This is a genomic window from Glaciecola sp. 2405UD65-10 (assembly GCF_048820975.1).
Classification (GTDB): Bacteria; Pseudomonadota; Gammaproteobacteria; order Enterobacterales; family Alteromonadaceae; genus Glaciecola.
Genome location: NZ_JBMEUF010000002.1, coordinates 190,252 through 216,497 on the forward strand (window position 1 = coordinate 190,252; position 26,246 = coordinate 216,497).

The following is a 26,246-nucleotide window of genomic DNA, read 5'->3' on the forward strand; positions in this document are numbered from 1 at the left end:
AGCTTTTAAACATTCAGGCAATTTACGCATGGCACATCATCCCCTTATAGCACCCTCTATATTATCAGCGGATTTCGCGCGTTTGGGCGAAGAAGTTGAGAACGTTTTAGCGGCGGGTGCCGACGTGGTACATTTTGATGTAATGGATAATCATTATGTTCCAAACCTCACTTTTGGCCCCACTATTTGTAAGGCGCTTCGCAACTATGGCATAACGGCAGATATAGATGTTCACTTAATGGTATCCCCCGTTGACTCTATGATTGAGGCCTTTGCTGAAGCAGGTGCAACTATGATTAGCTTTCATCCAGAAGCCAGCCTGCATGTTGACCGAAGTATTAGTTTAATAAAAAGCTTAGGGTGCAAAGCCGGTTTGGTGCTTAATCCAGCCACATCGCTTAGCGTACTTGACTACGTACTTGAAAAGCTTGACTACGTATTATTAATGTCTGTGAATCCAGGATACGGCGGGCAAAGCTTTATTCCCAGCACCGTTGAAAAAACCGCACACTTAAAAGCAATAATTGATGAACTGGGTTTAGATACAAGAATAGAAGTAGATGGCGGTATTAATAAAGATACAATTGGTGCAGTGCATGCTGCCGGTGCAGATATGTTTGTAGCGGGTAGTGCAATATTTAACACCAATAACTACAAGCAAGCCATTGACGATTTAAAGCTACAATTAAAATAGGAAAGTTTTGTGAGTGACATGAATACAAATAATATCAGGCCCACCGTTTTAAGTGGTTGCCAGCCATCAGGACAGCTTACATTAGGTAATTATCTTGGCGCACTGCGTCAATGGGTGCAGATGCAAGATACCCATGATTGCTTATATATGATTGTGGATTTGCACGCTATTACCTTACGCCAAGATCCCGAAAAATTAAAGCAAGCTTGTTTAGATGGTTTAGCTTTATATTTAGCCTGTGGGATTGACCCACAAAAAAGCACCATTTTTATGCAATCGCACGTGCCTGAACACGCACAATTGGCTTGGGTCTTAAATTGCTATACGCAAATGGGTGAGCTTAATCGCATGACTCAGTTTAAAGACAAGTCACAAAAGAATCAGTCAAATGTAAATGTGGGCTTGTATGCTTATCCGGTGCTTCAAGCTGCAGATATTTTGTTATACCAAGCGAATGAAGTTCCTGTGGGCGAAGATCAAAAGCAACATTTAGAATTAACTCGAGATATTGCCACACGCTTTAACAATATATACGGCGATATATTTACTTTACCTGACCCATGCATTCCCAAAGATGGCGCCAGAGTAATGAGCTTGCAAGAACCCACTAAGAAAATGTCTAAGTCTGATGCAAACACAAATAACTTTGTAGGTTTGCTTGAAGATACAAAAAAATTAACAAAAAAAATTAAGCGCGCTGTAACCGACAGTGACGAACAAGCCAATATTTACTTCGACCAAGCCGAAAAACCAGGGGTGTCAAATCTACTTTCTTTATTAAGTGCTACCTCGGGGCAGTCAATTGATGCATTAGTCCCTCAGTACGAAGATAAGATGTATGGCCATTTAAAAGGTGATGTGGCAGAAGCCGTAGTCAATTTACTTACCCCTATTCAGCAAGAGTATGCACGGATCCGCGAAGATCAAGCGTTTCTTAATGAGGTAATGCACCAAGGAAGTGCTAAAGCAAGAGAAAAAGCGTCCGATACATTAGCTAAGGTTTACAATGCACTAGGTTTTATATCCGGTTCTTCTTACTAGGTTATTGATGTGGTCTTAATTATTGATAATTACGATTCGTTTACTTACAACTTAGCAAGATACTTTGAAGAACTAGGACAACAAGTGAAAGTGGTAAAAAATGACCAAATTTCACTCGCCGAATTAGCTAATGGTAATGTTACGCATTTAGTTATATCACCTGGGCCCTGTACGCCAAATGAAGCGGGAATTAGCCTGCAAGCGATTACGCATTTAGCAGGCAAATTACCTATTTTAGGTGTGTGTTTAGGGCATCAAGCTATTGCGCAAGCATTTGGTGCAAAAATCGAAGTAGCAAAATTTATTAAGCATGGAAAAACATCTTTAGTAAATGTGGCAATTAAGAATAGCGTTCTATTTGCCGATTGTGAGCCAGAGTTTCAAGCTACACGTTATCATTCTTTATTGGTAGATAGCGCAAGCTTAAATTGCGATTTTGTTGTGTCAGCCTATAGCGAAACGCAAGGCACACACGAAGTAATGGCTATTGAAAATCATAAATTACGACTGTATGGACTGCAATATCATCCTGAATCGTTATTGACTAGCAACGGCCATAAGGTATTAGACAATTTTTTAACGAAAGGATAGTTGCTTGACTGCTCGCTTAAAACAAAGTGTTAGCCAATTGGCTGGTATATACAACAATCGATTCGACAAACTTTTGCTTTCAGTAGACGAAGCGATAATTGATGCAGGCAGAAAAACAGAAGCCCAGCGTTTGCTTGAGGATTCTGAGCAGCATGAAGCGCGGCGAATGCTATTGTCTGTTGAAGAGCTTGCAAATAAAAAGCGAGAACTTCAAGCCACCGCCGAAAATGCATTTTTGTTTCAAGTAGAAGCCGACTTTCATCAAGAGTTGGTAGCTGACCTAGAAATAGAGTTTCGCAATACCGCTGAAATAATGAAAACGGTGCTTAAATTTGATAGTAGCTTAGGTAAACTGCTGGATGTACTTTATACCGAGGCTTGTTCTATAAGCCGCTTAGTGCAGTGCCTTGAAACCTTGCCATGGTTGGAAACTGCCATAACTAAGTTTTCCCTACAACCCAAATATCGACGCGTAGATTCAGCCGGCTCTCCCATAGTGTTGAAAACCACACGTAGCGTTTTAAGTTTTATAGGAATAGAAAGCTTACGCACCTTGATTCCAGTTTTGGTCGCAAAGCATATTAACCCCTTAAAATCAGAGTTCACGCCTGATTTAGTTAAAAATATGTGGCTCTACACATTGGGCTCAGGGAACATTGCAAGGGCGTTAGCTGAAGCTAGAGGCGTTCGGCCCCACTTTGGCTTTAACTTAGGCCTAATGTCGAATATAGGACGTTCTGCCGTAGTCAATATGTACTTGCGTGAATTTGACAAACAACTACGCGCACAAATTATTAAAGCACGTAAAGACAATAATCCAAACCAAGCCAAAGCACTTGGCATGCTTTCACCATCGCACAAATATATACTCATGCTTTGGAAGCGCCACGCCAACAAAATAACGTCAAATGTTTTCAAAGAACTAGATTGCAGATGGCTTACTATTGCAACAGGGTTTGAGGACTTCTCTAAAATTAGAGAAACCAGTATTTCAGCTATTGAAGATCAGAATTTGCATCCTTTTGCTAGCTTACTGTTCAGTGCGCAAGGGTTTATTCAATATAAAATGTTGCATGGCCATAATCTTATGGGTAAAAAAGAGGCGATGGTATACTTGCGTAATTACGGTATTACGTCGCAAGATGTGCAAACAATTTCTAAAATTAACCTAACAGGTATTGAGCTAAATATTGCAGGCACGATTGAAGAAGCCCCTGAAAAAAACGAATAATTAACGGTTTCTGCAATTATTTTTAGCTTTTTCTTTGCATACTTATGCGTATAAATTATAAAAACGCACTAGGACTTTAAATCATAAAAGCCGTTTTCTTGATCTAAGGAGTTCGACCACTAGCCGCAAAGACCCGCCCCATTGCGTTGAAGCCTATATCGCTAGCTTGGCTTATTTACGAAAGATATTTATTCACTTTTTTAACAAATCATGTCACAACCCAATGAAAATGCGGCATTCGGCACATTTATAGTAGCGACTTATGGGGATTTTTCTGTCATACTCTTGCTTCATTTTATCAATAATAGTTTCAATTAGTGGTTAATACTTAAGCGAAAACGCCCCAGTAGCCAGCCAAAAATTGCCAACTGCACTATAAAATTTCAGTGAGGTTTCAATATGCAAGTCACTCGTAACACGTTTAATGATGTCATGGTTCCAAATTACAACCCAGCAGCTATGGTGCCTGTGCGCGGCGAGGGCTCACGAGTATGGGACCAAGAAAACAACGAGTATATTGATTTTGCCGGTGGTATTGCGGTGAACGTGCTAGGCCACTGTCATCCAGCATTAACCAAAGCGCTTAGCGAACAAGGCAATAAACTTTGGCATTTAAGTAATGTATTTACTAATGAGCCGGCCCTGCGCCTAGCAAGTAAACTAACCAATAGCACTTTTGCTGAAAAAGTATATTTTGCAAACTCGGGTGCCGAAGCAAATGAAGCGGCACTTAAACTAGCCAGAAGATTCAGCCTTGAGCACTTTGGTGAAAACAAAGACCAAATTATTGCTTTTAAACAAGGCTTCCACGGCCGCACGTTCTTTACCGTAACTGTGGGCGGACAACCCGCTTACTCTGATGGTTTTGGCCCAAAACCCGGCAGCATTATTCATAGCGAATACGGCAATTTAGACATGCTGCGCGAATTGATGTCTGAAAACACGTGCGCGGTAATGATGGAGCCGATGCAGGGCGAAGGTGGCATTATTGTTCCCGACCCAGCCTTTGTGAAAGGCGTTCGCGATTTATGTGACCAACACAGTGCACTGCTTATTTTTGACGAAGTGCAATCAGGCATGGGGCGTACAGGTAAACTTTTCGAGTATATGAACCTTAATGTTACTCCTGACATCCTAACAAGTGCTAAATCCTTAGGCGGCGGTTTCCCTATTGGCGCAATGCTTACCACTGACAAAATTGCAGCCAGTTTAAAAGCAGGCACCCACGGCAGTACTTATGGCGGTAATCCTTTAGCTTGTGCGGTTGCCGAAGCCGTGTTTGATGTGGTCAGTGATGAGGCTCTACAAGCAGCCGTATTAAAGAAAGAAGCGCTATACCGTGAGCATTTAGCTCGCATTAACGAAAAATACGATGTGTTTACCGAAATACGCGGCAAAGGCTTGTTGCTCGGTTGCGCATTGAATGAAAAATACCAAGGGCGTGCTCGTGACTTCATGGTAGCGGCTAACGAAGAAAACATGATGTGCTTAATTGCCGGTACTAACGTAGTGCGTTTTGCGCCATCTTTAGTTATTCCTGATGAAGATATTGTTGAAGGCCTGGCTCGCTTTGAGAAAGGTATTGCTAAGTTGGTTGCTGCAACAGATTCAGAATAATAGTGAACTAAACTATGTTAATCATTAGGCCTATCACAGATTCAGATTATCCTTCACTATTTCAAATAGCGAAGGATTCAGGCATTGGATTTACTTCCTTGCCTGTTAACGAAGCTTTGCTTCGTAAAAAGATTGATGCCGCGAAAAATGCCTTTTCTTCAAACCCAAGTCAAGCGGGTCAAGAAAGCTATTTTTTTGTGATGGAAGATACTGAAACGGGCAAAGTTGTTGGTACCTCTGGTATTGAAGCTACAGTAGGTACTCAAGACGCCTTCTACCATTACCATTTGGGCACCGTTGTACATGCCTCGCGAGAGCTAAATGTGCATAACTCGGTTGAAATCCTGACGTTTTGTAATGACTACACTGGCGTGAGCGAAATTTGCTCCTTGTTTTTACAAGAAGAGGCGCGCAATGGACTAGCTGGGCGCTTGCTATCTAAATTCCGCTTCCTATTTATGGCACAGCACCCTCACCGATTCTCTGACAGAGTGATTGCTGAAATGCGTGGTATATCTGACGAAAATGGTCGCTCAGCGTTTTGGGAATGGTTAGAGGCCCATTTTTTCTCTGTAGATTTTCCCACAGCTGATTACTTAACAGGTATAGGTAGTAAAGTGTTTATTGCTGAGCTTATGCCTAAGTATCCAATTTACGTCAATTTGCTTTCAAAAGAAGCACAAGCTTCAATAGGTAAGGTGCATGAAAAAACACGCCCTGCCTTACGTTTGCTAGAACAAGAAGGTTTCAAGTGCCGAGGATATGTAGATATTTTTGACGCGGGCCCTACGGTTGAAGCAGATATTGACCAAATAGCGACTATCCGCCAAAGCCATGAAGCCAATGTGCAAATATCGCCTATGTTAGATACCGATAGCTTAGATGACTATTTCGTTATAAATGCGAAAGTACATGATTTTAGAGCCTGCGTGGCTCAATTGCGCCTTATTGATGACAATACTGTGTTAGTCAATCAGGAAGTAGCCGATGCACTAATGTTGCAAAATGGCGATACCGTGCGCTTCAGTCATAGCCGATTAAAACAGTGCTAGCACTGTAAACAAGAGGACAACAATACATGTCACACGCAACACACTATATTAATGGTCAATGGATAGCTGGAAACGGCCATGCAATGAACTCAATTGACCCAGCTAAAAACGAAGTAATTTGGGAAGCTGTGTCAGCCAATAGTGAGCAAGTTGATGCCGCTGTTAGCGCTGCCCGCGATGCTTTTGTTACGTGGTCAATGCAAAGTTTTGAAACACGTTTAAATATTACAAAGCGTTTTGCTGAATTGTTAGCTGAACACAAGAGCGAACTAGCTAACATTATAGCCAAAGAAACCGGTAAACCTGAGTGGGAAACTGCAACGGAAGTGGGCGCTATGATTGGCAAAGTAAGCATTTCAGAAAAAGCATATCATGAGCGTACTGGCACAGTAGAAAACCCTATGCCTGCAGGCAAAGCCATGCTGCGACATCGTCCGCACGGTGTAGTTGCCGTATTTGGGCCATACAACTTCCCCGGCCATCTACCTAACGGACATATTGTTCCTGCACTTTTAGCAGGCAATACTATTGTATTTAAGCCAAGTGACCTCACCCCGTTAACTGCTCAATTTACAGTGCAACTATGGGAAAAAGCTGGCGTCCCTAAAGGGGTATTAAACCTTGTGCAAGGCCAAGTTGAAACCGGTAAAGCTGTGGCTTCAAACCCAGAAATTGATGGCCTGTTTTTTACGGGTAGTTCAACTACTGGAAAATTACTACATGAACAATATTCTGGCCAACCAGGTAAAATTTTAGCGCTCGAAATGGGCGGAAATAATTCACTTATTGTAACAAAAGTAGAAGATACCCTAGCCGCAGTTCACGACATCATACAGTCAGCATTTATCAGTGCAGGACAGCGCTGTACTTGTGCTCGAAAATTATTTGTACCAAAAGGTGCACAAGGCGACGCTCTCATAAATAAGTTAGTCAGCGCGACTAAAAATATTAAGCCTGGGCTTTATGATGCACAAGAGCAGCCTTTCATTGGTGCCATGATTTCTGCTAACGCCGCAGCAATGATGCTTAACGCACAAGAGTCGATTTTAGCGCTAGGTGCAGAAGCGCTAGTGAGCATGCAGCATATAGACACCAACACAGGTTTAGTTAGCCCTGGCATACTGGATGTAACAAAGGTAATAAACGAATTACCTGATGAAGAACATTTTGGCCCGCTTTTAAAAGTCGTTCGCTATACTGAACTTGATGAAGCAATTGCCCTTGCTAACAACACTCGATTTGGATTGTCAGCGGGCTTGCTAGCTGACGACAAAGCTGACTACGATTATTTCTTACCACGAATTCGTGCCGGCATTGTAAATTGGAACCGCCCTATAACGGGAGCAAGCAGTGCTGCTCCATTCGGTGGTATAGGCGACAGCGGCAACCATAGAGCAAGTGCTTACTATGCCGCTGACTACTGTGCCTACCCGGTTGCAAGTGTAGAGCTTGATAAAGTTACCTTGCCTGGAACCTTAAGCCCAGGGCTTATTTTAGAATAATAAGGATAGAATATGCACACCCAAGTTAGCGATTTGTTTGACGGTTTGTGGAATGATTATTTACACATTACGCCAAGTGCAGTGAAGATTCATGATTTGCTCACGCAAACCACGAATAGTGCACACATCGTAAATGACCACATTGCCTTAAGGACATTCAACTTACCAGGCATTGGATTATCAAAGCTAGCGGCGCACTTTCTAAACTTAGGTTACAAGCAAGGTGGCGATTACGACTTTGCAAGTAAAAAGTTGACCGCACAGCATTTTGAACACCCCGATCCTACGGTACCAAAGGTATTCATTAGTGAACTGCGCGTTGATGAAATGAGCCAAGCCACTCAAAGCATCATTAAAGACTTGGTGGCTCAAATGGATACCTCGGTAGTCACTAATAATGACTTCCTATATTCAGGCACGCATTGGCAAGTAAGTAGTGAGCAATACAAAGCGCTACTGGCTGAATCAGAATATGCGGCTTGGATGGCAGCTTGGGGCTTTAGAGCCAATCATTTTACCGTAAGTGTTAATCACTTAAATAGCGTTAATGAACTTAGCGACGTTAACGAGCTATTAAAAAGCGCTGGATTTGTATTAAATACCGCCGGTGGTGAAATAAAGGGTTCTGAAGAAGTTTGCCTAGCGCAGTCCAGTACCATGGCTGACAAAGCAAGTGTTGCATTTACAGACAAAACTATTGATATTCCTAGCTGTTTTTACGAGTTTGCTCAACGTTACAAACAAAGTAATGGTGAATATTATCAAGGGTTTGTAGCCGCATCGGCGGATAAGATTTTTGAGAGCACAAACGTAAATTAAGCCCGTTAGCGCGCATAATAAAGTAAAGGCAGAAGAAACTACGTTCTTCTGCCTTTTTTATTGCTTATTCGTCAGCGCTGGGAAGTTCACTTGGCTCTTCTTTTGCTTCTGGCATCTCAACTACAATGTCATCAACGCGCTGAAGCCCTCTTGGAAGTTTATTCCCGCGTCGTCCTCGCTCACCATAATAATGGCTCAAATCACTGGGGCTAAGCGTCATACCGCGCTTACCTGCAATTATCTTGACACTTGCGTCTTGTGGTACAACAACTAATTGCGTTAAGTACTCTTCTCGAGATTTAGCCTTGGCAGACGGAATATTCATTAGCTTATTTCCTTTACCTTTACCTAACACTGGCAAATCTTTAAGGGGGAACAGCAACATTCTGCCTTGATTAGAAATACATAAACACCAGTCGGTTTCAACGGAGCTAATGGTCATAGGGTGCATGATTTTGGCACCCACCGGCAAAGAAACAAAGGCTTTACCTGCTTTGTTTTTGGTTACCATGTCTTCAAAACTAGACACAAACCCGTAGCCAGCATCTGAACCAATCAAGTAATTTTGCTTATCAGCCGCCATAAGTACAAATACAGCTTGCTCCCCGCCTACAATACTAAACCGGCCCGTAAGGGGTTCACCTTGGCTGCGAGCAGAAGGTAAGGCATGGGCATCGCATGAAAAGCTACGCCCTCCCGAATCTAAAAATACCGCTAATTGATTGCTTCGCCCTTTGGCGCTTGAAAGATAGGCATCTCCTGACTTATAGCTTAAACCCGCTACATCAACGTCGTGGCCTTTGGCGCATCGTGCCCAGCCTTTTTCGGATAGCACTACCGTAACCGGCTCTGAGGGAATCAATTCTTTTTCTGATAAAGCTTTTGCCTCAGCACGCGCAACAATTGGGCTGCGGCGATCATCACCATAGGTTTGCGCATCGGCCAAAATTTCTTTCTTAATGAGTGATTTTAAACGGCGGTCTGAACCGAGTAATAGCTGTAAAGAATCACGCTCTTTGGCCAACTCTTCTTGCTCACCTCTAATTTTGAACTCTTCCAGCTTTGCTAAATGGCGTAATTTAAGATCAAGAATAGCTTCTGCTTGTTTATCAGATAAAGCAAAACGTTGAATCAATTCCTTTTTAGGCTCGTCAAATGTACGAATGATTTCAATTACTTCATCAATGTTCAAGAAAGCAATTAATAAGCCCTCTAGAATGTGTAAGCGCGCTAATATTTTATCTAAGCGGTACTGCAAGCGGCGCGTGACTGTATTTTTACGATAACTTAGCCACTCGGTTAAAATCATGCGCAAATCTTTGACTTGCGGACGGCCATCTAGGCCTATCATGTTTATATTAACGCGGTAACTTTTTTCTAAGTCTGTAGTGGCAAAAAGGTGCGCCATCAATTGCTCGGTATCAACACGGTTCGAGCGTGGTGTAACCACCAAACGAGTAGGGTTTTCATGGTCTGACTCATCACGTAAATCAGATACCATAGGAAGCTTTTTCGCCTGCATTTGCGAGGCAATTTGCTCCATAATTTTAGCGCCTGATGCTTGATGCGGCAAGGCAGTTATAATAATTTCACCCGCATCTTGTGCATAAACCGCGCGCATTTTTATTGACCCGCGGCCTGTTTCATATATTTTAGTAATATCAGATTTAGGCGTAATAATTTCAGCGTCTGTAGGGTAGTCAGGCCCTTGCACTATTTCAAGCAAATCAGCTAATTCAGCTTTACTGTTATCAAGCAATAAAGCACAGGCATTCGCTAATTCACGAACATTGTGCGGCGGAATATCAGTAGCCATGCCTACCGCTATTCCAGTTACGCCGTTTAATAAAATATGCGGTAAACGAGCAGGTAAAACAATGGGTTCGTCTATAGTGCCATCAAAGTTGGGTTGCCAATCAGCGGTACCTTGGCCTAATTCGGTTAGTAGTATTTCACTAAACTTTGATAAACGAGCTTCGGTATAACGCATAGCCGCAAAAGACTTAGGATCATCGGGTGCGCCCCAGTTACCTTGGCCATCTACCAATGGGTAGCGGTAAGAAAATGGCTGAGCCATTAATACCATCGCTTCGTAGCAAGCAGAATCCCCATGAGGGTGGAATTTACCTAATACATCCCCCACCGTACGCGCTGATTTTTTATATTTAGCATTGTTACTCAAGCCTAAATCAGACATTGCGTATATGATTCGTCGCTGAACGGGTTTTAAGCCGTCACCGATGTGAGGTAAGGCACGGTCCATAATTACGTACATTGAGTAGTTTAGATAGGCGTCTTCAGTAAACTGACCTAAAGACATCTGTTCTATACCATCACTGTTTATGGTGGTGTTGTTGTTCATATTATTATTTCACCTAAGCACTGAATGTTTGCTATGACTGTTTGCTATAAATGCTTGACCACTTTATATTATGTTAATGGTAGCGCATTTTCACTTAAATCATAATAGACCCTTGAATAAACATATTATAAAAATTTGCCTGAGTATCTTGTTTTGTAGTTTTTTCGCTCAATTTAAGCTAAATGCGCAAACTACTAGCAACATAATTCCTCTAGTAAACCCTTCTCAAGCTAATTTAATTTCAAATAGCTTTAAGGTTTACAAGCAACGCATTCGCGTGATGGAATTTGAAGAATTTTCTAAAGCTCGAACTTTCCTTCCCTACTCTATAAGCCCATCAAGCAATTATGGCTTTGAAAAAAATGGTGTATGGCTTTACACCCGAATCAATAATCTATCAGATTTGCAAGACTGGGTGTTAACCATTCGATTCTCACAACTACAAGAAGCAAAGCTTTATATTCGCAGCGGCTCAGAGCTTATTTATCAAGGCAATGATGGTATGCAAAATAAGACCAGTCCATTTGCCCTGCCAAGTTTCTTGTTAAACTTACCGAGTAATCAAACGCTTGAATTATATATTTATGTTCGCTCATCTAGCATGAGCTTAGTTGCACCAGTATATATGCAAGGCATGCAGGACCATTCTGCTTTATCTATTGCTGATTATAGCATATGGGGTTTTCAGTACGGCATCATTACCCTGCTATTTATTTTTGCGACCACCTTCTTTGCATACAACCGATACAATGTAGTGTTGCTGTTTGCGGGCAGTTTGATTGTTCTACTGGTGTTCGGGGTTTTGTGGAGTGGACACGCTGCCCATATGCCTAGCTGGGTAAAAAATACGTTCATTTACTTACGGGCTGAATCCGTAATCATGATTTACGTATTCTTCTCTACCGTATTCACACTTATTATTACGCCGGTGAATATTCAAATAGCATGGGTACGAAAGTTTTTAATTGCTAGCTCTGTAGCAGGCATCTTTTTCTCTACCGCTTTTTTAAGCGACTTTTTCAGCCCACAAGTGAAGTTAGTTATTTGTTATTTTATCGCTTTTTCTGGAATACTCGCCAACACCCTGCTTTCAGCTCGCGCACTCATGCAGTCATTTTTTCCCGCGCGAGCCTTGCTTATTGGCTGGGGAGTAGCGGCCTTAGGTTCAATAGCCAGTGCTAGTTTTTTATTTGGAGCGCTACCCAATAACTTGTTTCACCAACATATTTTTAATTTTTCATTGGTTGTGCAAGCCTGCGCCTTCCTTTTAGCCATAATATTACGCAAACAATACGACTTAGAGCTAGTTGTGAAAGAAGCGCAAACTGATGCAGAAAACAATTTCTTACTTATAGAAGAACAAAATATTCACTTAGATATTGCGCGCAAACAAGCCATTAAAGCCTACGAAGTAAAATCACAATTCCTTGCCAATATGTCTCACGAAATTCGAACACCATTAAATGCGATTATGGGCTTCACTAAAGAGCTAGAGTCAAATCAAAATATAGTAGAGCGCGAAGAACATATCCGCATTATTAATTCCTCGGCATCTGACCTACTTACCATAGTTAATGACGTACTCGACTTTTCAAAAATGGAAGCGGGCAAACTAGTTCTGAACAACAAGCCTTTTTCACCGCGATATTTACTTGAAGACGTGGCGGCTTTAATGTCAAAAACAGCACATTTAAAACAACTTGAATTTATTCTGGATATTGAAGACTTACCTTCTTCGCTTATAGGCGACTCATTTAAAATTAAACAGCTCTTGAGTAACTTGCTCAGTAATGCCTTGAAGTTTACCAACTTTGGTTATATTAGTTTACGAGCCATAGTAGTAGATAAAACTGACTATGAATGCTCTATAGAATTTCAAATTGAAGATACCGGAATAGGCATAAGCGATGCCGACATGGGCCAACTGTTCACCGCTTTTCATCAGCTAGATGATGATCTGAATCGCTCATTCCAAGGGACAGGGTTAGGCTTAGTAATATGCCAAGAACTCGTTAGTTTGATGAATGGTCAAATTAAAGTGAGTAGCGAAGCCAATGCGGGAAGCTTGTTTGTGGCTAAAATTCCATTCCAGTTAGATGAAACCGCTACGCAATTAACGCCTGTAAATAAATTTACAAAGCAAACTGCGGTGCTTATAGATGCGTGGCCTTTATCGTGCAAAACAAGTAAACAGCAACTTGTTTCTGCAGGGTTTGATGTACTTACCTTTGCCAGCGTAAGTGATTTGAGTAGAGCGGGTGTAAAGCCCGATTTTGTGTTCGTGTCTTTGCCCTTACGAAATAATGATCAACGACCATCTATGCTTGAAGCCTTAAGCACAATGAACATTTTCAATTTGGTATTACTCTATTCTGGGCCTGTACCTAACACGCAGTTACTTGCCAAGCGCAAAAAGAGCCCTAAACTGATTCGCTTGCCGCTAACTAGCCGAAAATTAATTGATATTAACCAAAGTGCGGTAAAAGCGCCTATTATACAGGCAAACCCAGAAGTAATTGACTTACCAAAAGTGAGAATATTAGCGGTAGATGATATGGAGCTAAATTTGCGCTTAATTGATACTTGGCTTAAACCTAGCGCAGTCACTCTAGATTTAGCGTTCAGCGGCGAAATGGCAATATCTTTTTGCAATGAACACGAGTACGATTTAATACTTATGGATATTCAAATGCCAAACATGGATGGTTTAGAAACTACCCGCCATATCCGTAAAATAGAGTTGAACATTGGCGTGCCTATTATTGCTGTAACCGCACACGCATTGGAAACAGAAAAACAGCATTTCTTAGATTCCGGTATGGATGACTTTTTATCAAAACCAATTGATTTAAACACCTTATCACTCATGATTAAGAACTGGTGTCAGGGTGAGGCCACTCCTCCTCCTGATTTACCCGTATCAATTGATTGGGACCTTGCCCTTAAGCGTGCAAATAACAACAAAAACGATGCCATATCATTTTTAGATAGTTTTATGGATAGTTTGCAGGTGCATTCGGTTGAAATTGAACAAGCATGGCAAGAGCAAAGAAAAGACGCGATATTAACGACCATTCACAAGCTACACGGTGCGTGTTGCTACACGGGCGTTCCTCGACTTCAGGGATATTGTTATGAAGCGGAAGATGTACTTAAACATCAAGCCTTGGCTCAGCACTCTAAAACAGTTTCGCAAATTTTGCTCGAAATTGAACACGTTATGATTCAGTGGCCAGCCCTGAAAAAAATTCAGAGCTAAGAGAATTCTTCTACGCTACAACTTCATTGAGAAACGCAACAACATCTCGCCTATCTTTGTTTCTCTTAGCCATAAGTTTACAAGTGCTAGCAAAAATCCATATTAGTATTAAACACTTATGCTTTACTCTGGCAATATGTGCTGCGTAGCGTTTTATGAATAAATTGTTAATGTTTTATGACGCCCTGTCAAAAAACATTCATATTTTTGAAGTCTAAGCGTAACCCAAATGTCATTAACTTTTCCCACAATTGCAACAGCCAAAAATTGAATAGCGCAACTCTTAGTTCATTTTGGCTCCAAAAATAAGCGAGGCAAGTAAAGCTAAGCTACAACACATTAACTGGGAAATATCATGTTGCAAAATCAAAAAAATACACTTAAGTACACCGCTTTAGCGCTAGCTATATCACTAGGTTTGACTGGCTGCGTTTTAGAAGGCGATGACGGCGAACAAGGTCCAGCGGGCGCGCAAGGTCCAATTGGTGATCAAGGCCCTACGGGTGAACAAGGTACCAGCGGTAAAAGCGAAGGAAAGTTAACTCGTATTGCTACCGTTCCTGACGGCGCTGAAGTAACCGGCATATTCTTAACTGACGAAGGTGATTTATTCTTCAATGTTCAGCATCCTTCTGGCACCAATACAACCACCACTGATTTAAACACCATGCCAATTAATACCGGTACGGTGGGTGTGCTTTCAGGTATTAATTTTAATAATCTACCTGATACTTTAATTGATTCACCTGTACCTACTAGCCAAGAAGAGCGCGAAACCGTTATGAGTGCTTATGGTGAGTATCAGGTGCTTGGTCAAACAGGCGATACCTTTGACGGTATGCTTTCAGCTGGTTTAGGTCATATTTATACGCTTGATCAGCAAACGCTTATTCTTGAAAACGACATGCCCGATTTTAACGGCTATGTGTCTACAGGTGATGGCGAAGGTTATTTATTCTCTAACTGGGAAGAATTACCAGGTGGCATGAGCCGCATGAAAATAGAAAAAGACGCTCAAGGCGCTTGGACTGTTACAGACGCAATGATGCTAGATTTCTCACCTGTATGGGGAACAGCCGCTAACTGCTTTGGTTCTATGACACCATGGAATACACCGTTAACCTCAGAAGAATGGGTAGTTGATTCAACGGTTGACAGCACCACTGATGCTGATTGGAATGACCCAGATGAAATCGCAAGCAATGGCCGCTTAGGCCGTATGTGGGAAATGACAGCACCTGACGCTTCTAACCCATACAAATACGGTTATATTGCCGAAGTAACAGAAGCGACCACTGATGCGCCTGTTATTGTTAAGCATTTTGCACTAGGTAGATTTGAGCACGAAAACGCTACCGTTATGCCTGATGGCAAGACCGTTTATTTATCACAAGATGACACCGGCGGCGTTTTCTTTAAGTTTGTTGCTGACACCGCAGAAGACCTTTCAGCAGGTACATTATATGGTGCTAAGTTAGTTCAAGATGCTGGCCAAAATGACCCAGCAACGACTGGCTTTGATGTAACTTGGATAGAAATTGGTTCAGGTGATAACGCCACTATTCAAGCTTGGATTAATGAATATGACGGCATTGGTACTGATGACTACGTTGAAGGACAAAGCTCATATATTACTATGGAAGACGTTCAAGCATGGGCTGACGGTGATGCTACCTACCCACTTGCTGCTGATGGCGGAAGCGCTGTAACGGCAGGTGAAGCAATGGATGACCGTGCTGCTTTCTTAGAATCACGTGCTGCGGCTAAATTGAAAGGAGCTACGGCTGAATGGCGCAAGCTAGAAGGTATTAGCATTAACCATGATCGCGCTAAAGAAGCGGTTGAAGGCGTAGATTTAATTGATGATGAAATTGTAACTGATGCCTACTTATACATAGGCATAGCCGACATCGACAACACCATGATTGATGATGAAGGTGACATGCAGCTTTCTGCCCGTGTTAAAGATTGTGGTGGTGTTTACCGCGCTCGCTTAGGTGAAAACTACGACATAGCTCGCATTGAGCCAGTGGTTATGGGTTCAACTTACCGTTCAAGCCTAACTGGCGCAGAGCGTTGTGACGTGGACAACCTATCTCAACCAGACAACGTGATTGTTATGAAAGACGGTCGCATTTTAATTGGTGAAGATGGTTTCCAAGAAAACAACACCTTGTGGATGTACCAGCCTGTGAGTGACTAAGCTTCACTTTCGTTAAATAAGCCGAGCGCAGTGCTCGGCTTATTTGCATTTATTTAGATCGTAAAAGACCATCAAAAAATAACAACAATAAGCTAGACAAGTGAGAATTACCCATGACTTCATTCAAATTAAAAGTGAGCGCAGTTGCAGCCCTACTTGGCGCAATATCGCTTTTAACAGCCTGTTCGCCGGCGCAAACAAACCAAGTTGCACACGCACAAAGTATGCAAGAAAATGTAGCCGACAATAGCTATCCTTATAGTGAGGGAGACAATATTCCTGCCTTAGCTTATATGGAGCACGATGAAGTTTATAATCCAGAGGCCGTTATACCACCTCAGTGCTACACCAAAACCGAAGGTGTAAACAATCCTTGTTATGCTTGCCACCAAAGTTATGACCGAAACGAAGCACGCCCCAACCAAATGGGTGATGGCAGCTTACAGGGCAACTATGAATTTTCAGATGTAGGTTTAAGTAACAGTTGGAAAAACCTATTTATTGACCGCCGTGAAATGATTAGCAACATTGATGATGAATACATTGATGTATGGGTAGACCAAGATAACTACCAAAATGCTATTGCTCAAGATACGAATAGCCAAGATAACAAGCCCGCAGAGCACATACAGCAACTTCCTGAAAACATGCATCTTGATAATTTAGCTCGCCCAGCCTTGGCTTTTGAAGAAAATGGACTGGCGAAAGACGGAAGCTTTTGGGTAGCATACAACTATAAGCCGTTCCCCAGTACATTTTGGCCAACCAACGGTTCATTCGGCGACGCAATGATACGCCTTCCTAAAGCATTTAGAGAAGTGAACGGCGAAGTCAATGAATCTATCTATTTTTTAAACTTGGCCGCGGTAGAGCTCGCAATTAAAGACCTCCCTAGCATTCAAATTTTTGAGTTTGATGAAACCCTTCATAAAATTGATGTGAACGCTGATGGGCAATTAACAAACTCGGTAACCCAACTGGTAAAGCCTAGCCACTATTTTGGTGATGCCAACGAAATTGAATTGGCACGTATGCTGTATCCTCAAGAAAGTGAATTTTTACATACGGTGCGTTATTTAGCAGAAGATGAAAACGGCGAGCTAGTTCCATCAAAGCGTATGAAAGAAGTGCGATACATGCAAAAGCACTTATTCAGGAATCGCCAAAGTTTAGCCTCGGCCTATTACGCTGAAGCTAAAGATAAACATTTCGAACAATTGCCGCAAACACGTTATTTAGGTGAACGCGGTATCGATAATGGATTTGGCTGGACCATAAACGCCTATATTGAAAACAGTGACGGGCGCTTGCGACCTCAACATGAACAAGAGCTAGCTTTTTGCAATGGCTGCCACAAATCAGTAGGTGCTACGTTTGATCAAACTTTCTCGTTTGCTCGCAAAGCTCCAGGCTCTATTGGTTGGGGATATAGCAACCTTAAGAAGTTACAAGACGCCCCTAATATAGGTGAACAAGTAGGTGAATACCTGACTTACATGGAGCGCGTAAATGGCGGTGACGAATTTAGACAAAACAAAGAAATGCTTGCACGTTGGTTCACCGAGGAAGGCAAACTTGATACGCAAAAAGTGGCGCAAGCGCCTAACATTCATGCACTTATAGTCCCCTCTAGCGGCAGAGCACGTGATTTAAACAAGGCTTATTATACAATTGTGCAAGAGCAAAGTTACCTATTCGGACGTGATGCTACCATCACTAAAGCCACAAATGTGCTTGAGCATATAGACGCTGAGCAAGCACCTTTGTTAGATGAGCATCAACATACTTGGGATATGCGCCTTGATTGGCATACGCAAGAGGCTGTTGAATTAGTTAAGGAAGACTAGCATGCACGTGCCATTGACTGACTTTGTTTTTGCCTGCGCATTAATGAGTATTGGCATAGGTACTGATGTTGCGTTGGCTACCTTAGCAAGAGCCAGCCAATTAAAAACCACTAAAACTATTTTAATATGGGTAATAGGCGTGTCACTTACCCATACGCTATTTCCAATGCTCGGGTATTTAATGACGTATTTTTCGGTGCAGGTAGTCCCTATACTTACGCCAATTGTGGGTATAGTGGCAGCACTTTGTATTTTTTGGTTTTTATACCATGAAATTAACGGCGTATTTGAACATGAAGCGGGCAGCGATGAAGGCAGCAACCGAAGTGACCGTTTGCTCGTTTCTTTGGGCTTAATTCTTGCGGTAAGTTGGGATGCCTTATGGTCAGGACCGGCTAAATCAGCACAAGTGATTGGCTGGCCTGAATTGTTGGTGTGGATATCTTTCTTATTAGTTGGGGTTGCGGTGTCTTTACTCGCTATATCCAGTGTCGCATTTTCAAAAGTGCTGGCACCTACGCTTGTTAAAGCACGTAACACGCATTTAGGCTTATTGTGCTTACAATACTCGGTTATTGCTTACTTTGGCTTTTTGGCGGTACTGCGCTATACCTTTGGCTTTACCTTTGCTTGGTATTATATTTTGGCCCTATCATTTTTGTTCATTGCGAGTTTAATGATATTACGCGCTAACCCAAGGCTCATTAGTACATCTAACTCTTAGCTTCTTCATTACTCCTGCCTTAAATGAAAAGGGCCGCTTGTGCTAAGAACAAACGGCCCTTTTACTATAATGTTAACTATCGCATATTAAAACTTAATAGACGCACTTAGTTGAACATATCGAGGGGTTTGGTATGCATTCGCTAAACCAAAATCTGGCTCAGCTACACCAGGATCACCTAGCTCCGCATATTCATTCACTCGAGTCACACTAGATGCGTCAAGTATATTAAATACGTCTGCTCTAAAATTAACATCATAATCATCAGCAATTACCATTGAATATGAGGCTGATAAATCTAAACGGGCTACCCAAGGCGTCTCGCTAAATGAACCACGAGGACTAAACACATAGCTTGGGTCTTCTGTCGTACAATCGGCAGTACATAGATAATATGTATCACCGTATGATGGTCTACCATCTGGATGCCCAATACCGAATGCCGTAACTGGGCGTCCTGATTGTAACGAGAAGTTCAGACCAACTAAGAAGTCTTCTGTTAAGGCATATGAACCATATACTTTGAACTGATGACGTCTGTCATTAGGCAGATTACCGTACGCACCATCCATCAACTCTGGGAAATCAAAGTCTTGCGTTAAGCCTGCATCACCTTGCGCGTTATCAGATTTTACCAAACCTTCTGAGTTACCATAGCTTTTCGACCAAGTATAAGACGCGTTCATTGACCAAACGTCATCCCACTGGCGGTTTAAAGTAAACTCAAGCGCAGTATACTTTCTTTCTGCTTTTGGATAGCCTAGGCCTTCTGCATCTAAGGTAACAATTGTATCTACTTCATGGTCACAGTCGGTATCAACTCGTACCGTCATATCTTCGCCAGGATTGCCCAGTACATAACCGCCACCACCAGGATGTTCACAGCCGTATAACTCTTCTGTTAGGTGGCTGATTGTCATATCATCAATCGCACCATTTAGTAAACGTCTTGTCGCTTTCACGCCCCACGACCAGCTCTCATTAATAGTCGCTTGGTAGCCCAACATGAACTCATCTTGGTACATTGGGTCTAGATCACCATCAACAATACCCGACACCTCAGGAACTTCACCATCAGCTAAGAACTCATCACCACCTATTTGTGCACCAACATTAGGCGTTAAATATTCTAAACCGTTGTAATCATTGATCGTAACACCTTCTAACACGTAATATTTGCGTACATCAAATTCATTACCGGCTAATCTTACGTTGGTATTATTGGCAACTGGTAAGAAGTATCGGCCAACGTTGAAGAACAGCTTTGATTCACCGTCACCGTAAACGTCCCATGCAGCACCAATTCTAGGCGCAATCATGTTGTCTATTTTAGCAAAGGTTTCACCAATGCTGTTTTTGTTATCAAAGGTCTCATTTCTCAAACCAAGCGTTAAGGTAATGTCATCTGTTACCGTCCACGTATCTTCAATATAGATCGCGCTCGCTTCTGTTTCAAAGTCACCACTAACGGTGCGTTCACGGCTTCTTACATATTGCGTTACGCCTTCAGGAACAACACCATCATTTGCAAGTACAGTACCCGGCTCAGTATCATACAAGAACCAGTAAACACCCTCAGGGCCTGAGTAGCCTTGTAGGCTATATGAAGTATTTATTTCACGATCAAGGCCAAAACGGATTTCATGATCGCCCCACAAATAAGTAAAATCTAAGCGCATAGCTTCGCGAGTATCTAAGCCTTCTTCTATACTATAGTCATTTACCGTTGCACAACCTGAACTAGTTTTGCCTAAGGTTTGCTCAGCACGCGTATCGTAAAGTAAATTACAGTCAGCTTGGATATTACTCTTGTTAGTTAGTGAATATTCATTTTCACCATATAAAGCACTCACGCTGAAATCATCAGTAATATATCCGGTATATTTTACTGACCAGTTATCACCGCCCGTTTCTTCATAAGAAGTAGAGATGTAATCACGTGGGTCGTAGTTGTAGTTGTCGGTACTGGTGGTAGCTGAATCCGAAAATGCCAAAAACTCTAACAAATGATCTTCATTGATTTGCCAATCTATTTTAGCTCCCCAAAACGCGTCATCGCCGGTTGCATCGTTAAACGTGGTTCTTTCACCATCGGTATATTCTTGGGAAATATCGCGCGGGTTATAAATACCATAGAAAAACAAAGTATCTTCAATAATTGCGCCCGACGCATAAATGTTCCCCTCAAGCTCAGCTACTGAATCGTCACCGTTATAGCGGTAAAATTCACCGTTTGTTTTTTTACCATTTGGCGATGTTTCTCTTAAATCACCAGGCTTCCAATAAACATTTGCGCCAAATTTAAATTCATTTGAACCACGTTTAGTTACTGCATTCACTACACCACCGGTAGACCGTCCAAATTCAGCGGAATAACCACCTGTTTTCACTTGGAACTGGTCGTAAAATTCGTATGGTACATTTGAAAAACCAAGCCCGTTTCTGAAGTTTGTAACATTCAAACCGTTAATATAAACAGAGTTTTCTGCAACCGAAGCACCACCAAACGATGCAAAATTACCAAAGCGTGAATCGCCAGCCGTAACGCCTGGCGCAAGTAAAGCAACACTTGTAAGATTACGAGGCACGGGTATTCTAGCCAGTTCAATCGCATCAATGTTTAATGATGATTCTGACGATGAAACATCAATCATTGAAACGGCATTACCTGACACCTGAATGACTTCAACACCCGAAGACGCTGCCACTAGGTTTATGTCAACTTTGGTTGTGGTACCTATATTCACTGAAATTTCACCCAAGGAAACAGGCTTATACTCATCAACTTCTGACGATACTTCATATACTCCAATTGGAAGACTCCCCAATTTGTATGAGCCGTTTTCGCCCGTAATAAGGGTTTTCGAATAACCGGTTGATTTATTTTTTAGGACAATAGTTGCCCCGCTTATTTGCTTATTTGTTGTTGCATCTATTACTGTACCAGAAATGGCACCATCAGTATTACCAGCGAAAGCTGGAACTGATAAGCCGAGGCACAATGCTACTGATATTGCTGCTGTCGTTTTTTTAAGTGCGAACATGTGAATCTCCCTTCGTCGCTTTTTAAGTTGGATAGCGATTTCAAATCGCCTTATTTTTATGTAGATTTTATTGTAGGACAAACTTGCCCGTTCAAATAATAGCCAGCCGATCACTTTTTAGTCAATAGTGGGCGCGATAATTATTTTAATTAAATTATACGGCGGCTGATTTTTACGTAAGCGAGGAAGGGGAAATAAAAAGAAATCTATAAAACACGGTTACGTTAGTTGTTAAATTACGTCCGTTGTTGAGCAAGCAAAGTATCTTGGCACTCTTTCAATAACGCGACAAAATCTGCACCGGTTCTATCTACATCATTAACTGAAACAAAAATATCGTAGCCTAAACCTTGCTGAAGTTTGCGCATGCGGTGGGCAAACATGGCGCTCACCCCGTTTATGATTCGCCCGTCTTGGCATTTGTATTTGGTATCTTCAATTATGTCGTCACTGGGGCATTGGCCGGTTTTACACGAATTGGCAATAACTTGCGCAACTAAGGGACGTTGCTCCATTAGTAAGTGCGTTATAAGGCGCGGAGAAATGCTTTGTAAGAAAGGTTCAGGATCACGTAAACGAAAGCCAATGAGTTCTAAATCAACATGTTCTAAACCCTTATGAACACGAGGCACATCAAAACGTTGAATATTTTCCCATGGCAATACCCACTGGCCCTTCCTATGGTAATACTCAATTGACTGCTTGGTGATTTTTAAACTGTATTTAGGTTCTTGAAGCTTATAAAACCCCATTACAAAAGCGACTATGCTGCCGCTTAAAAACAGCACCCCTACTAAGAAAAATAAAGGCGGCATAAATATTAAAATTACCGACCCAACTAAGGCTACAGCTAAGCCTATTAGTAAGGTAGTAATACCATTAGAAGACGCGCTGCTTTTTATGTAAATTGCTGCGTGTTGATCTTCATGCTTATGTTGTTCGTTATTGCCAGACATAAAAATACAGTACCATCATAATAATTGCCCATATTATGATATACCTTGATCGCAAACAAAAGGCACAGTTTGTGTGCCACCATTGACGAAATTTATTCATGAATGTTGTAACTCTTCCCTATTGCCTTGCTCAGCGCTGTGCTTATGCTGGCGTTTGTAGCGAAAACGACACAAAGCAGCAATAATAACAGGCGTAAATATAAGTGATAATACTACCGAAAAGCCCACGCCTCCGGCCAATACTACCGCTAAGGGAGGCCAAAAGGTTCCTTCGCTAAATAATAATAAAGGAATTAGGCCGCCAACGGTAGTGACTGTGGTTGATAAAATATGCCTTGAGCAACTCATGGCTTCTTTGACAATTTCTTGCGTATCACCGGTCATGGCTTTGGGGTTAGCCGCAATAGCCGCAATTACCACAATAGAACCGTTTATAGCCACACCAATTAACCCGGCACTACCTAACAATGGGTTAAAGCCCACTGGCAACCCCGACAGCCACAAGCTTAAAAAGCCCAAACCCACCGAAAGCACCGCTACCGCACCAATAACAATGGCAAAGCGAACACTAGAGAAACTCAGTATGAGTGAAGTGATCATTAATACTAATAGCACCGGTACGTAGGTAGCTAACTTTCCTAAGGCTTTGCCTTGCTCGTCAGCGTCACCAGCCATTTTAATGCGGTAGCCTTGTGGCAAATGCACATTCTTATTAATTAAATCGCGCAGTTGCGTGCTAGATGACACCGCGGCTACTCCGGGCAATAAGTAAGCCTGAATTTTGTTTACTCGTTCACCATCTACACGCGTAATGCTGCTAATACTTGGCTTTATATTAAGTTCACCCAAAGCTGATACCGACATAAGCGCTGCCTGATTGGTGTTTGTTGGCGCAAGTAAAGGCATAGCCTCTAAATATTCTAGGCTACTGCGTTGCTCATCATTTACTCTTACGCGAACATCAAGTTCTTCGGTGCCCTCAAGTACTGAACCACCTGTACTTCCGCCAAGTGCCGTTTGCAGTTGCTGCGCTATTTGCGATAGCGACAAGCTAGACAAGTACGATTGGTTTTCACTTAAATCAAACTGTATTTCAGGCTCGCCCGTGCTTATGGTAACTAACGATTGCGTTAAGCCGGGAATTAGCGTCATTTGATTGCGAATTTGTTGCCCTAGTTCATCTAATACTTGTAGGTCAGAACCGTAAACGTGTACTTCAATAGGCGCCGCAATAGGTGGCCCTTGGCCAAATTTACGCGCAATAACTTGTGCGTTAGGGAATGCATCTTGTAGCTCATACTGCAGTTTAACCACAAGGCTATCTGCACGAGCCACTGAATCAGCGGTAATAACCGCATTTGCGAAATGAGGGGTGTTATCACGAGTTTGTATCTGATTATAATATATAGACGGTGTAGACGCGCCAACCAACCATGTGACTTGCTCTACGCCTTCATTGTTCGCCACAATACTATTTGCCTGCATGGCCATTTCATGAGTGCGATTAATGCTGCTACCTTTCGGTAAAATCATGTAAATTTCAAATTGGTCTCGGTCGGCACTGGGGAAGAACACATTGGCGAGTTGCGTTGACAAGACAAAGCCCATTAAACAAATCACCACAATAACAGGAAGTACTAAATAGGGTACGCCAATGGCCTTAGCAATAACCCGTTTAAAAGCTAATGATACCGACGGTAACTGATACCCACGCAAAAACCACGACGCGTTTGGATCGGCATCGCGTGGTAAGTAGCGGGCAGCAAGTGCGGCAATAAGGGTTAATGAAATAGCCAACGAGCCTATTAGTGCCATCACCACGCTTATTGCGATTGAGCCAATAAAATCCCCCACATTTCCGTCTAATAAAAAGATCGGCATAAAGCCCAAAATAGTCGTTAAGGTAGAGGCCAATAAAGGAGAAAAAAGATGGCGAATGCTCTTTTTAAGCACTCCCAAACGAGACAAGCTATGGTCAAGCAGGTTAAGACGTATTTCATCTGTCACTACAATGGCGTTATCAATTAACAGGCCAATGGCAATAATAATACCGAAAATAGATGTTTGGTGAATTTGCTGGTTGAACACACTTAAACTGAAAATTGCGAATGCTGCACAAAGAGGCAAAGCCAAGCCCACTATTAATGAGGCTTTTATGCCCATAAAGAACAACACCACTAGAATCACTACCAATGAGCCCATTACCAAGTCCATGGTGAGTTCACTTAAGCGCTGTTCTGTGTACTTATTTTGCTCAAATACGGTAGTGGCCTCAAACGAATCACCAAAGGTTTCGTTAAACCTTGCCACTTCGTCATTAATTGCCTCAGTCCACTGGTCAACTCTTACTGTTGGTTGCATGCGCACACTTACAAATATAGTTTGCTTGCCATCTAAAATTGCAATTTCAGTGGCCGGCAAGCGAACGTTTTTCTCAATGCTAGCAATATCTTGCAAGCGCAAATATGCGCCATTGGCAGTCTGAACTGGAATTCTAGCCAATGCATCCACACTATTTAACGGTTCTGAGACTTGCACACGCATGTCATTGTGGTGGCTGAGTAACACGCCAGCAGGTAATTTAGGATCAGCAGAGGCAATGCGCTGGCTAAGCTCTTGTAAGCTAAGGCCGCTTAAGGCTAGCTGTTGTGCTTGTAAACTTACCGTTATTTCTTCTTCGGGCTCGCCAAAAATGCGGACTATTTCTGTGCCATTAATATTGCGTAGCCTATCTGATAGCTCATCGGCAATTCTTCCAGTTTGAGCAAGTGAACTGGATTCAGGGTATTTTGCTTGTATAGAAAGTAAAACCGTAAAGGCGCTAGCACCTCGTTTATCTTCCAGAAAAGGCGCGCCTACTCCTTCGGGAAAGCGATTTGCCGCGTCACCAATAGCATCTCTTATTTTTGAAAATACTTGTTGGTTGCTGGTGCTATCTACGGAGTCTTGTAATTCAATTGCCAGTACAGAAAAACCTGCTGTAGAGGTAGAGTTAAGTTCTTTTACTTCATAAAGTTGCCGTAACTCATCTTCAAGAACATCACTGACTAAAGCTTCTACTCGTTCAGCAGATGCGCCGGGGTAACTCGTTAACACGCGCACGTTTCGTAAATCAATACGGGGGTCTTCAAGGCGAGGCATACTTTGTATGGCCGACATCCCTGCCACTATAATAATAATAATACTCAGCGCAAGTAAGTGTCCGTTACGAAAAAATGTCGTAAACCACGGCCGGCTTTCTTCACTTTTCTTTGGTGAATTGTTGTTTTTGTGGCTTGGCATGTGCTCTTGATTCATAGCCAGC

General features: G+C 42.2%; 16 protein-coding genes. 12 read left to right on the top strand and 4 right to left on the bottom strand.

Annotation, left to right across the window (positions count from 1 at the left end; all coding sequences use genetic code 11):
• The first annotated feature begins 28 nt into the window (after positions 1-28).
• From rpe to ACOI22_RS13005, 8 genes are all read left to right on the top strand, one after another.
• Entirely contained in the window at positions 29-694 is a 666-nt protein-coding gene (gene rpe, locus ACOI22_RS12970; RefSeq protein WP_420672541.1) for a ribulose-phosphate 3-epimerase, read from the top strand.
• 18 nt (positions 695-712) lie between these two features.
• Positions 713-1,735 carry a tryptophan--tRNA ligase gene (gene trpS, locus ACOI22_RS12975; protein ID WP_420672981.1) on the top strand — a complete coding sequence of 341 codons (1,023 nt, stop codon included), beginning with the start codon at positions 713-715 and terminating at the stop codon, positions 1,733-1,735.
• Positions 1,736-1,744: 9 nt separating this feature from the next.
• Positions 1,745-2,326, top strand: coding sequence for an anthranilate synthase component II (locus ACOI22_RS12980; protein WP_420672542.1), 582 nt, complete (start codon positions 1,745-1,747; stop codon positions 2,324-2,326).
• 4 nt (positions 2,327-2,330) lie between these two features.
• Positions 2,331-3,557 carry an HDOD domain-containing protein gene (locus ACOI22_RS12985; protein ID WP_420672543.1) on the top strand — a complete coding sequence of 409 codons (1,227 nt, stop codon included), beginning with the start codon at positions 2,331-2,333 and terminating at the stop codon, positions 3,555-3,557.
• A 399-nt stretch (positions 3,558-3,956) separates the two neighbouring features.
• On the top strand, positions 3,957-5,174 hold the full coding sequence (locus tag ACOI22_RS12990; protein ID WP_420672544.1) for an aspartate aminotransferase family protein: 1,218 nt from the start codon (positions 3,957-3,959) through the stop codon (positions 5,172-5,174).
• A gap of 14 nt (positions 5,175-5,188) precedes the next feature.
• Positions 5,189-6,226, top strand: a complete 1,038-nt coding sequence (gene astA, locus ACOI22_RS12995) for an arginine N-succinyltransferase (RefSeq protein WP_420672545.1) — start codon at positions 5,189-5,191, stop codon at positions 6,224-6,226.
• A gap of 26 nt (positions 6,227-6,252) precedes the next feature.
• Positions 6,253-7,728, top strand: a complete 1,476-nt coding sequence (gene astD, locus ACOI22_RS13000) for a succinylglutamate-semialdehyde dehydrogenase (protein WP_420672546.1) — start codon at positions 6,253-6,255, stop codon at positions 7,726-7,728.
• 12 nt (positions 7,729-7,740) lie between these two features.
• Complete coding sequence (locus ACOI22_RS13005) at positions 7,741-8,547, top strand: DUF1338 domain-containing protein (RefSeq protein ID WP_420672547.1); 807 nt, start codon at positions 7,741-7,743, stop codon at positions 8,545-8,547.
• A 64-nt stretch (positions 8,548-8,611) separates the two neighbouring features.
• Here ACOI22_RS13005 and parC read toward each other — a convergent pair whose 3' ends face one another.
• Positions 8,612-10,909, bottom strand: coding sequence for a DNA topoisomerase IV subunit A (gene parC, locus ACOI22_RS13010; protein ID WP_420672548.1), 2,298 nt, complete (start codon positions 10,907-10,909; stop codon positions 8,612-8,614).
• Between the two features lie 280 nt (positions 10,910-11,189).
• Between parC and ACOI22_RS13015 the strand changes: the two genes are divergently transcribed.
• The 4 genes from ACOI22_RS13015 (at position 11,190) to ACOI22_RS13030 (ending at position 18,942) form a co-directional block, all read left to right on the top strand.
• Complete coding sequence (locus ACOI22_RS13015; protein WP_420672549.1) at positions 11,190-14,168, top strand: response regulator; 2,979 nt, start codon at positions 11,190-11,192, stop codon at positions 14,166-14,168.
• Positions 14,169-14,523: 355 nt separating this feature from the next.
• Entirely contained in the window at positions 14,524-16,371 is a 1,848-nt protein-coding gene (locus ACOI22_RS13020) for an alkaline phosphatase PhoX (protein WP_420672550.1), read from the top strand.
• Between the two features lie 113 nt (positions 16,372-16,484).
• The gene (locus tag ACOI22_RS13025) at positions 16,485-18,218 is read left to right on the top strand and encodes a hypothetical protein (RefSeq protein WP_420672551.1); all 1,734 of its coding nucleotides are present in this window, start codon (positions 16,485-16,487) and stop codon (positions 18,216-18,218) included.
• A gap of 1 nt (position 18,219) precedes the next feature.
• Positions 18,220-18,942 carry a hypothetical protein gene (locus tag ACOI22_RS13030; protein WP_420672552.1) on the top strand — a complete coding sequence of 241 codons (723 nt, stop codon included), beginning with the start codon at positions 18,220-18,222 and terminating at the stop codon, positions 18,940-18,942.
• 86 nt (positions 18,943-19,028) lie between these two features.
• On the opposite strand, the gene ACOI22_RS13035 is transcribed toward ACOI22_RS13030, so the two are convergent.
• From ACOI22_RS13035 to ACOI22_RS13045, 3 genes are all read right to left on the bottom strand, one after another.
• Positions 19,029-21,986, bottom strand: coding sequence for a TonB-dependent receptor (locus ACOI22_RS13035; RefSeq protein WP_420672553.1), 2,958 nt, complete (start codon positions 21,984-21,986; stop codon positions 19,029-19,031).
• Positions 21,987-22,222: 236 nt separating this feature from the next.
• A complete protein-coding gene (locus ACOI22_RS13040) occupies positions 22,223-22,942 on the bottom strand; it encodes a DUF2982 domain-containing protein (protein WP_420672554.1) in 720 nt (239 codons plus the stop codon).
• A 96-nt stretch (positions 22,943-23,038) separates the two neighbouring features.
• Positions 23,039-26,239 carry an efflux RND transporter permease subunit gene (locus ACOI22_RS13045; RefSeq protein WP_420672555.1) on the bottom strand — a complete coding sequence of 1,067 codons (3,201 nt, stop codon included), beginning with the start codon at positions 26,237-26,239 and terminating at the stop codon, positions 23,039-23,041.
• Positions 26,240-26,246 lie beyond the last annotated feature (7 nt).

Excerpts from the sequence above, each read along its gene's own strand:
- ACOI22_RS13020 (WP_420672550.1), top strand. The coding sequence starts at position 14,524 with ATGTTGCAAAATCAAAAAAATACACTTAAGTACACCGCTTTAGCGCTA.
- astA (WP_420672545.1), top strand. The coding sequence starts at position 5,189 with ATGTTAATCATTAGGCCTATCACAGATTCAGATTATCCTTCACTATTT.
- astD (WP_420672546.1), top strand. The coding sequence starts at position 6,253 with ATGTCACACGCAACACACTATATTAATGGTCAATGGATAGCTGGAAAC.
- ACOI22_RS13025 (WP_420672551.1), top strand. The coding sequence starts at position 16,485 with ATGACTTCATTCAAATTAAAAGTGAGCGCAGTTGCAGCCCTACTTGGC.
- ACOI22_RS13015 (WP_420672549.1), top strand. The coding sequence starts at position 11,190 with ATGGAATTTGAAGAATTTTCTAAAGCTCGAACTTTCCTTCCCTACTCT.
- ACOI22_RS13035 (WP_420672553.1), bottom strand. The coding sequence starts at position 21,986 with ATGTTCGCACTTAAAAAAACGACAGCAGCAATATCAGTAGCATTGTGC.
- ACOI22_RS13040 (WP_420672554.1), bottom strand. The coding sequence starts at position 22,942 with ATGTCTGGCAATAACGAACAACATAAGCATGAAGATCAACACGCAGCA.
- ACOI22_RS13030 (WP_420672552.1), top strand. The coding sequence starts at position 18,220 with ATGCACGTGCCATTGACTGACTTTGTTTTTGCCTGCGCATTAATGAGT.
- rpe (WP_420672541.1), top strand. The coding sequence starts at position 29 with ATGGCACATCATCCCCTTATAGCACCCTCTATATTATCAGCGGATTTC.
- ACOI22_RS13005 (WP_420672547.1), top strand. The coding sequence starts at position 7,741 with ATGCACACCCAAGTTAGCGATTTGTTTGACGGTTTGTGGAATGATTAT.
- trpS (WP_420672981.1), top strand. The coding sequence starts at position 713 with ATGAATACAAATAATATCAGGCCCACCGTTTTAAGTGGTTGCCAGCCA.
- ACOI22_RS13045 (WP_420672555.1), bottom strand. The coding sequence starts at position 26,239 with ATGAATCAAGAGCACATGCCAAGCCACAAAAACAACAATTCACCAAAG.
- ACOI22_RS12990 (WP_420672544.1), top strand. The coding sequence starts at position 3,957 with ATGCAAGTCACTCGTAACACGTTTAATGATGTCATGGTTCCAAATTAC.
- parC (WP_420672548.1), bottom strand. The coding sequence starts at position 10,909 with ATGAACAACAACACCACCATAAACAGTGATGGTATAGAACAGATGTCT.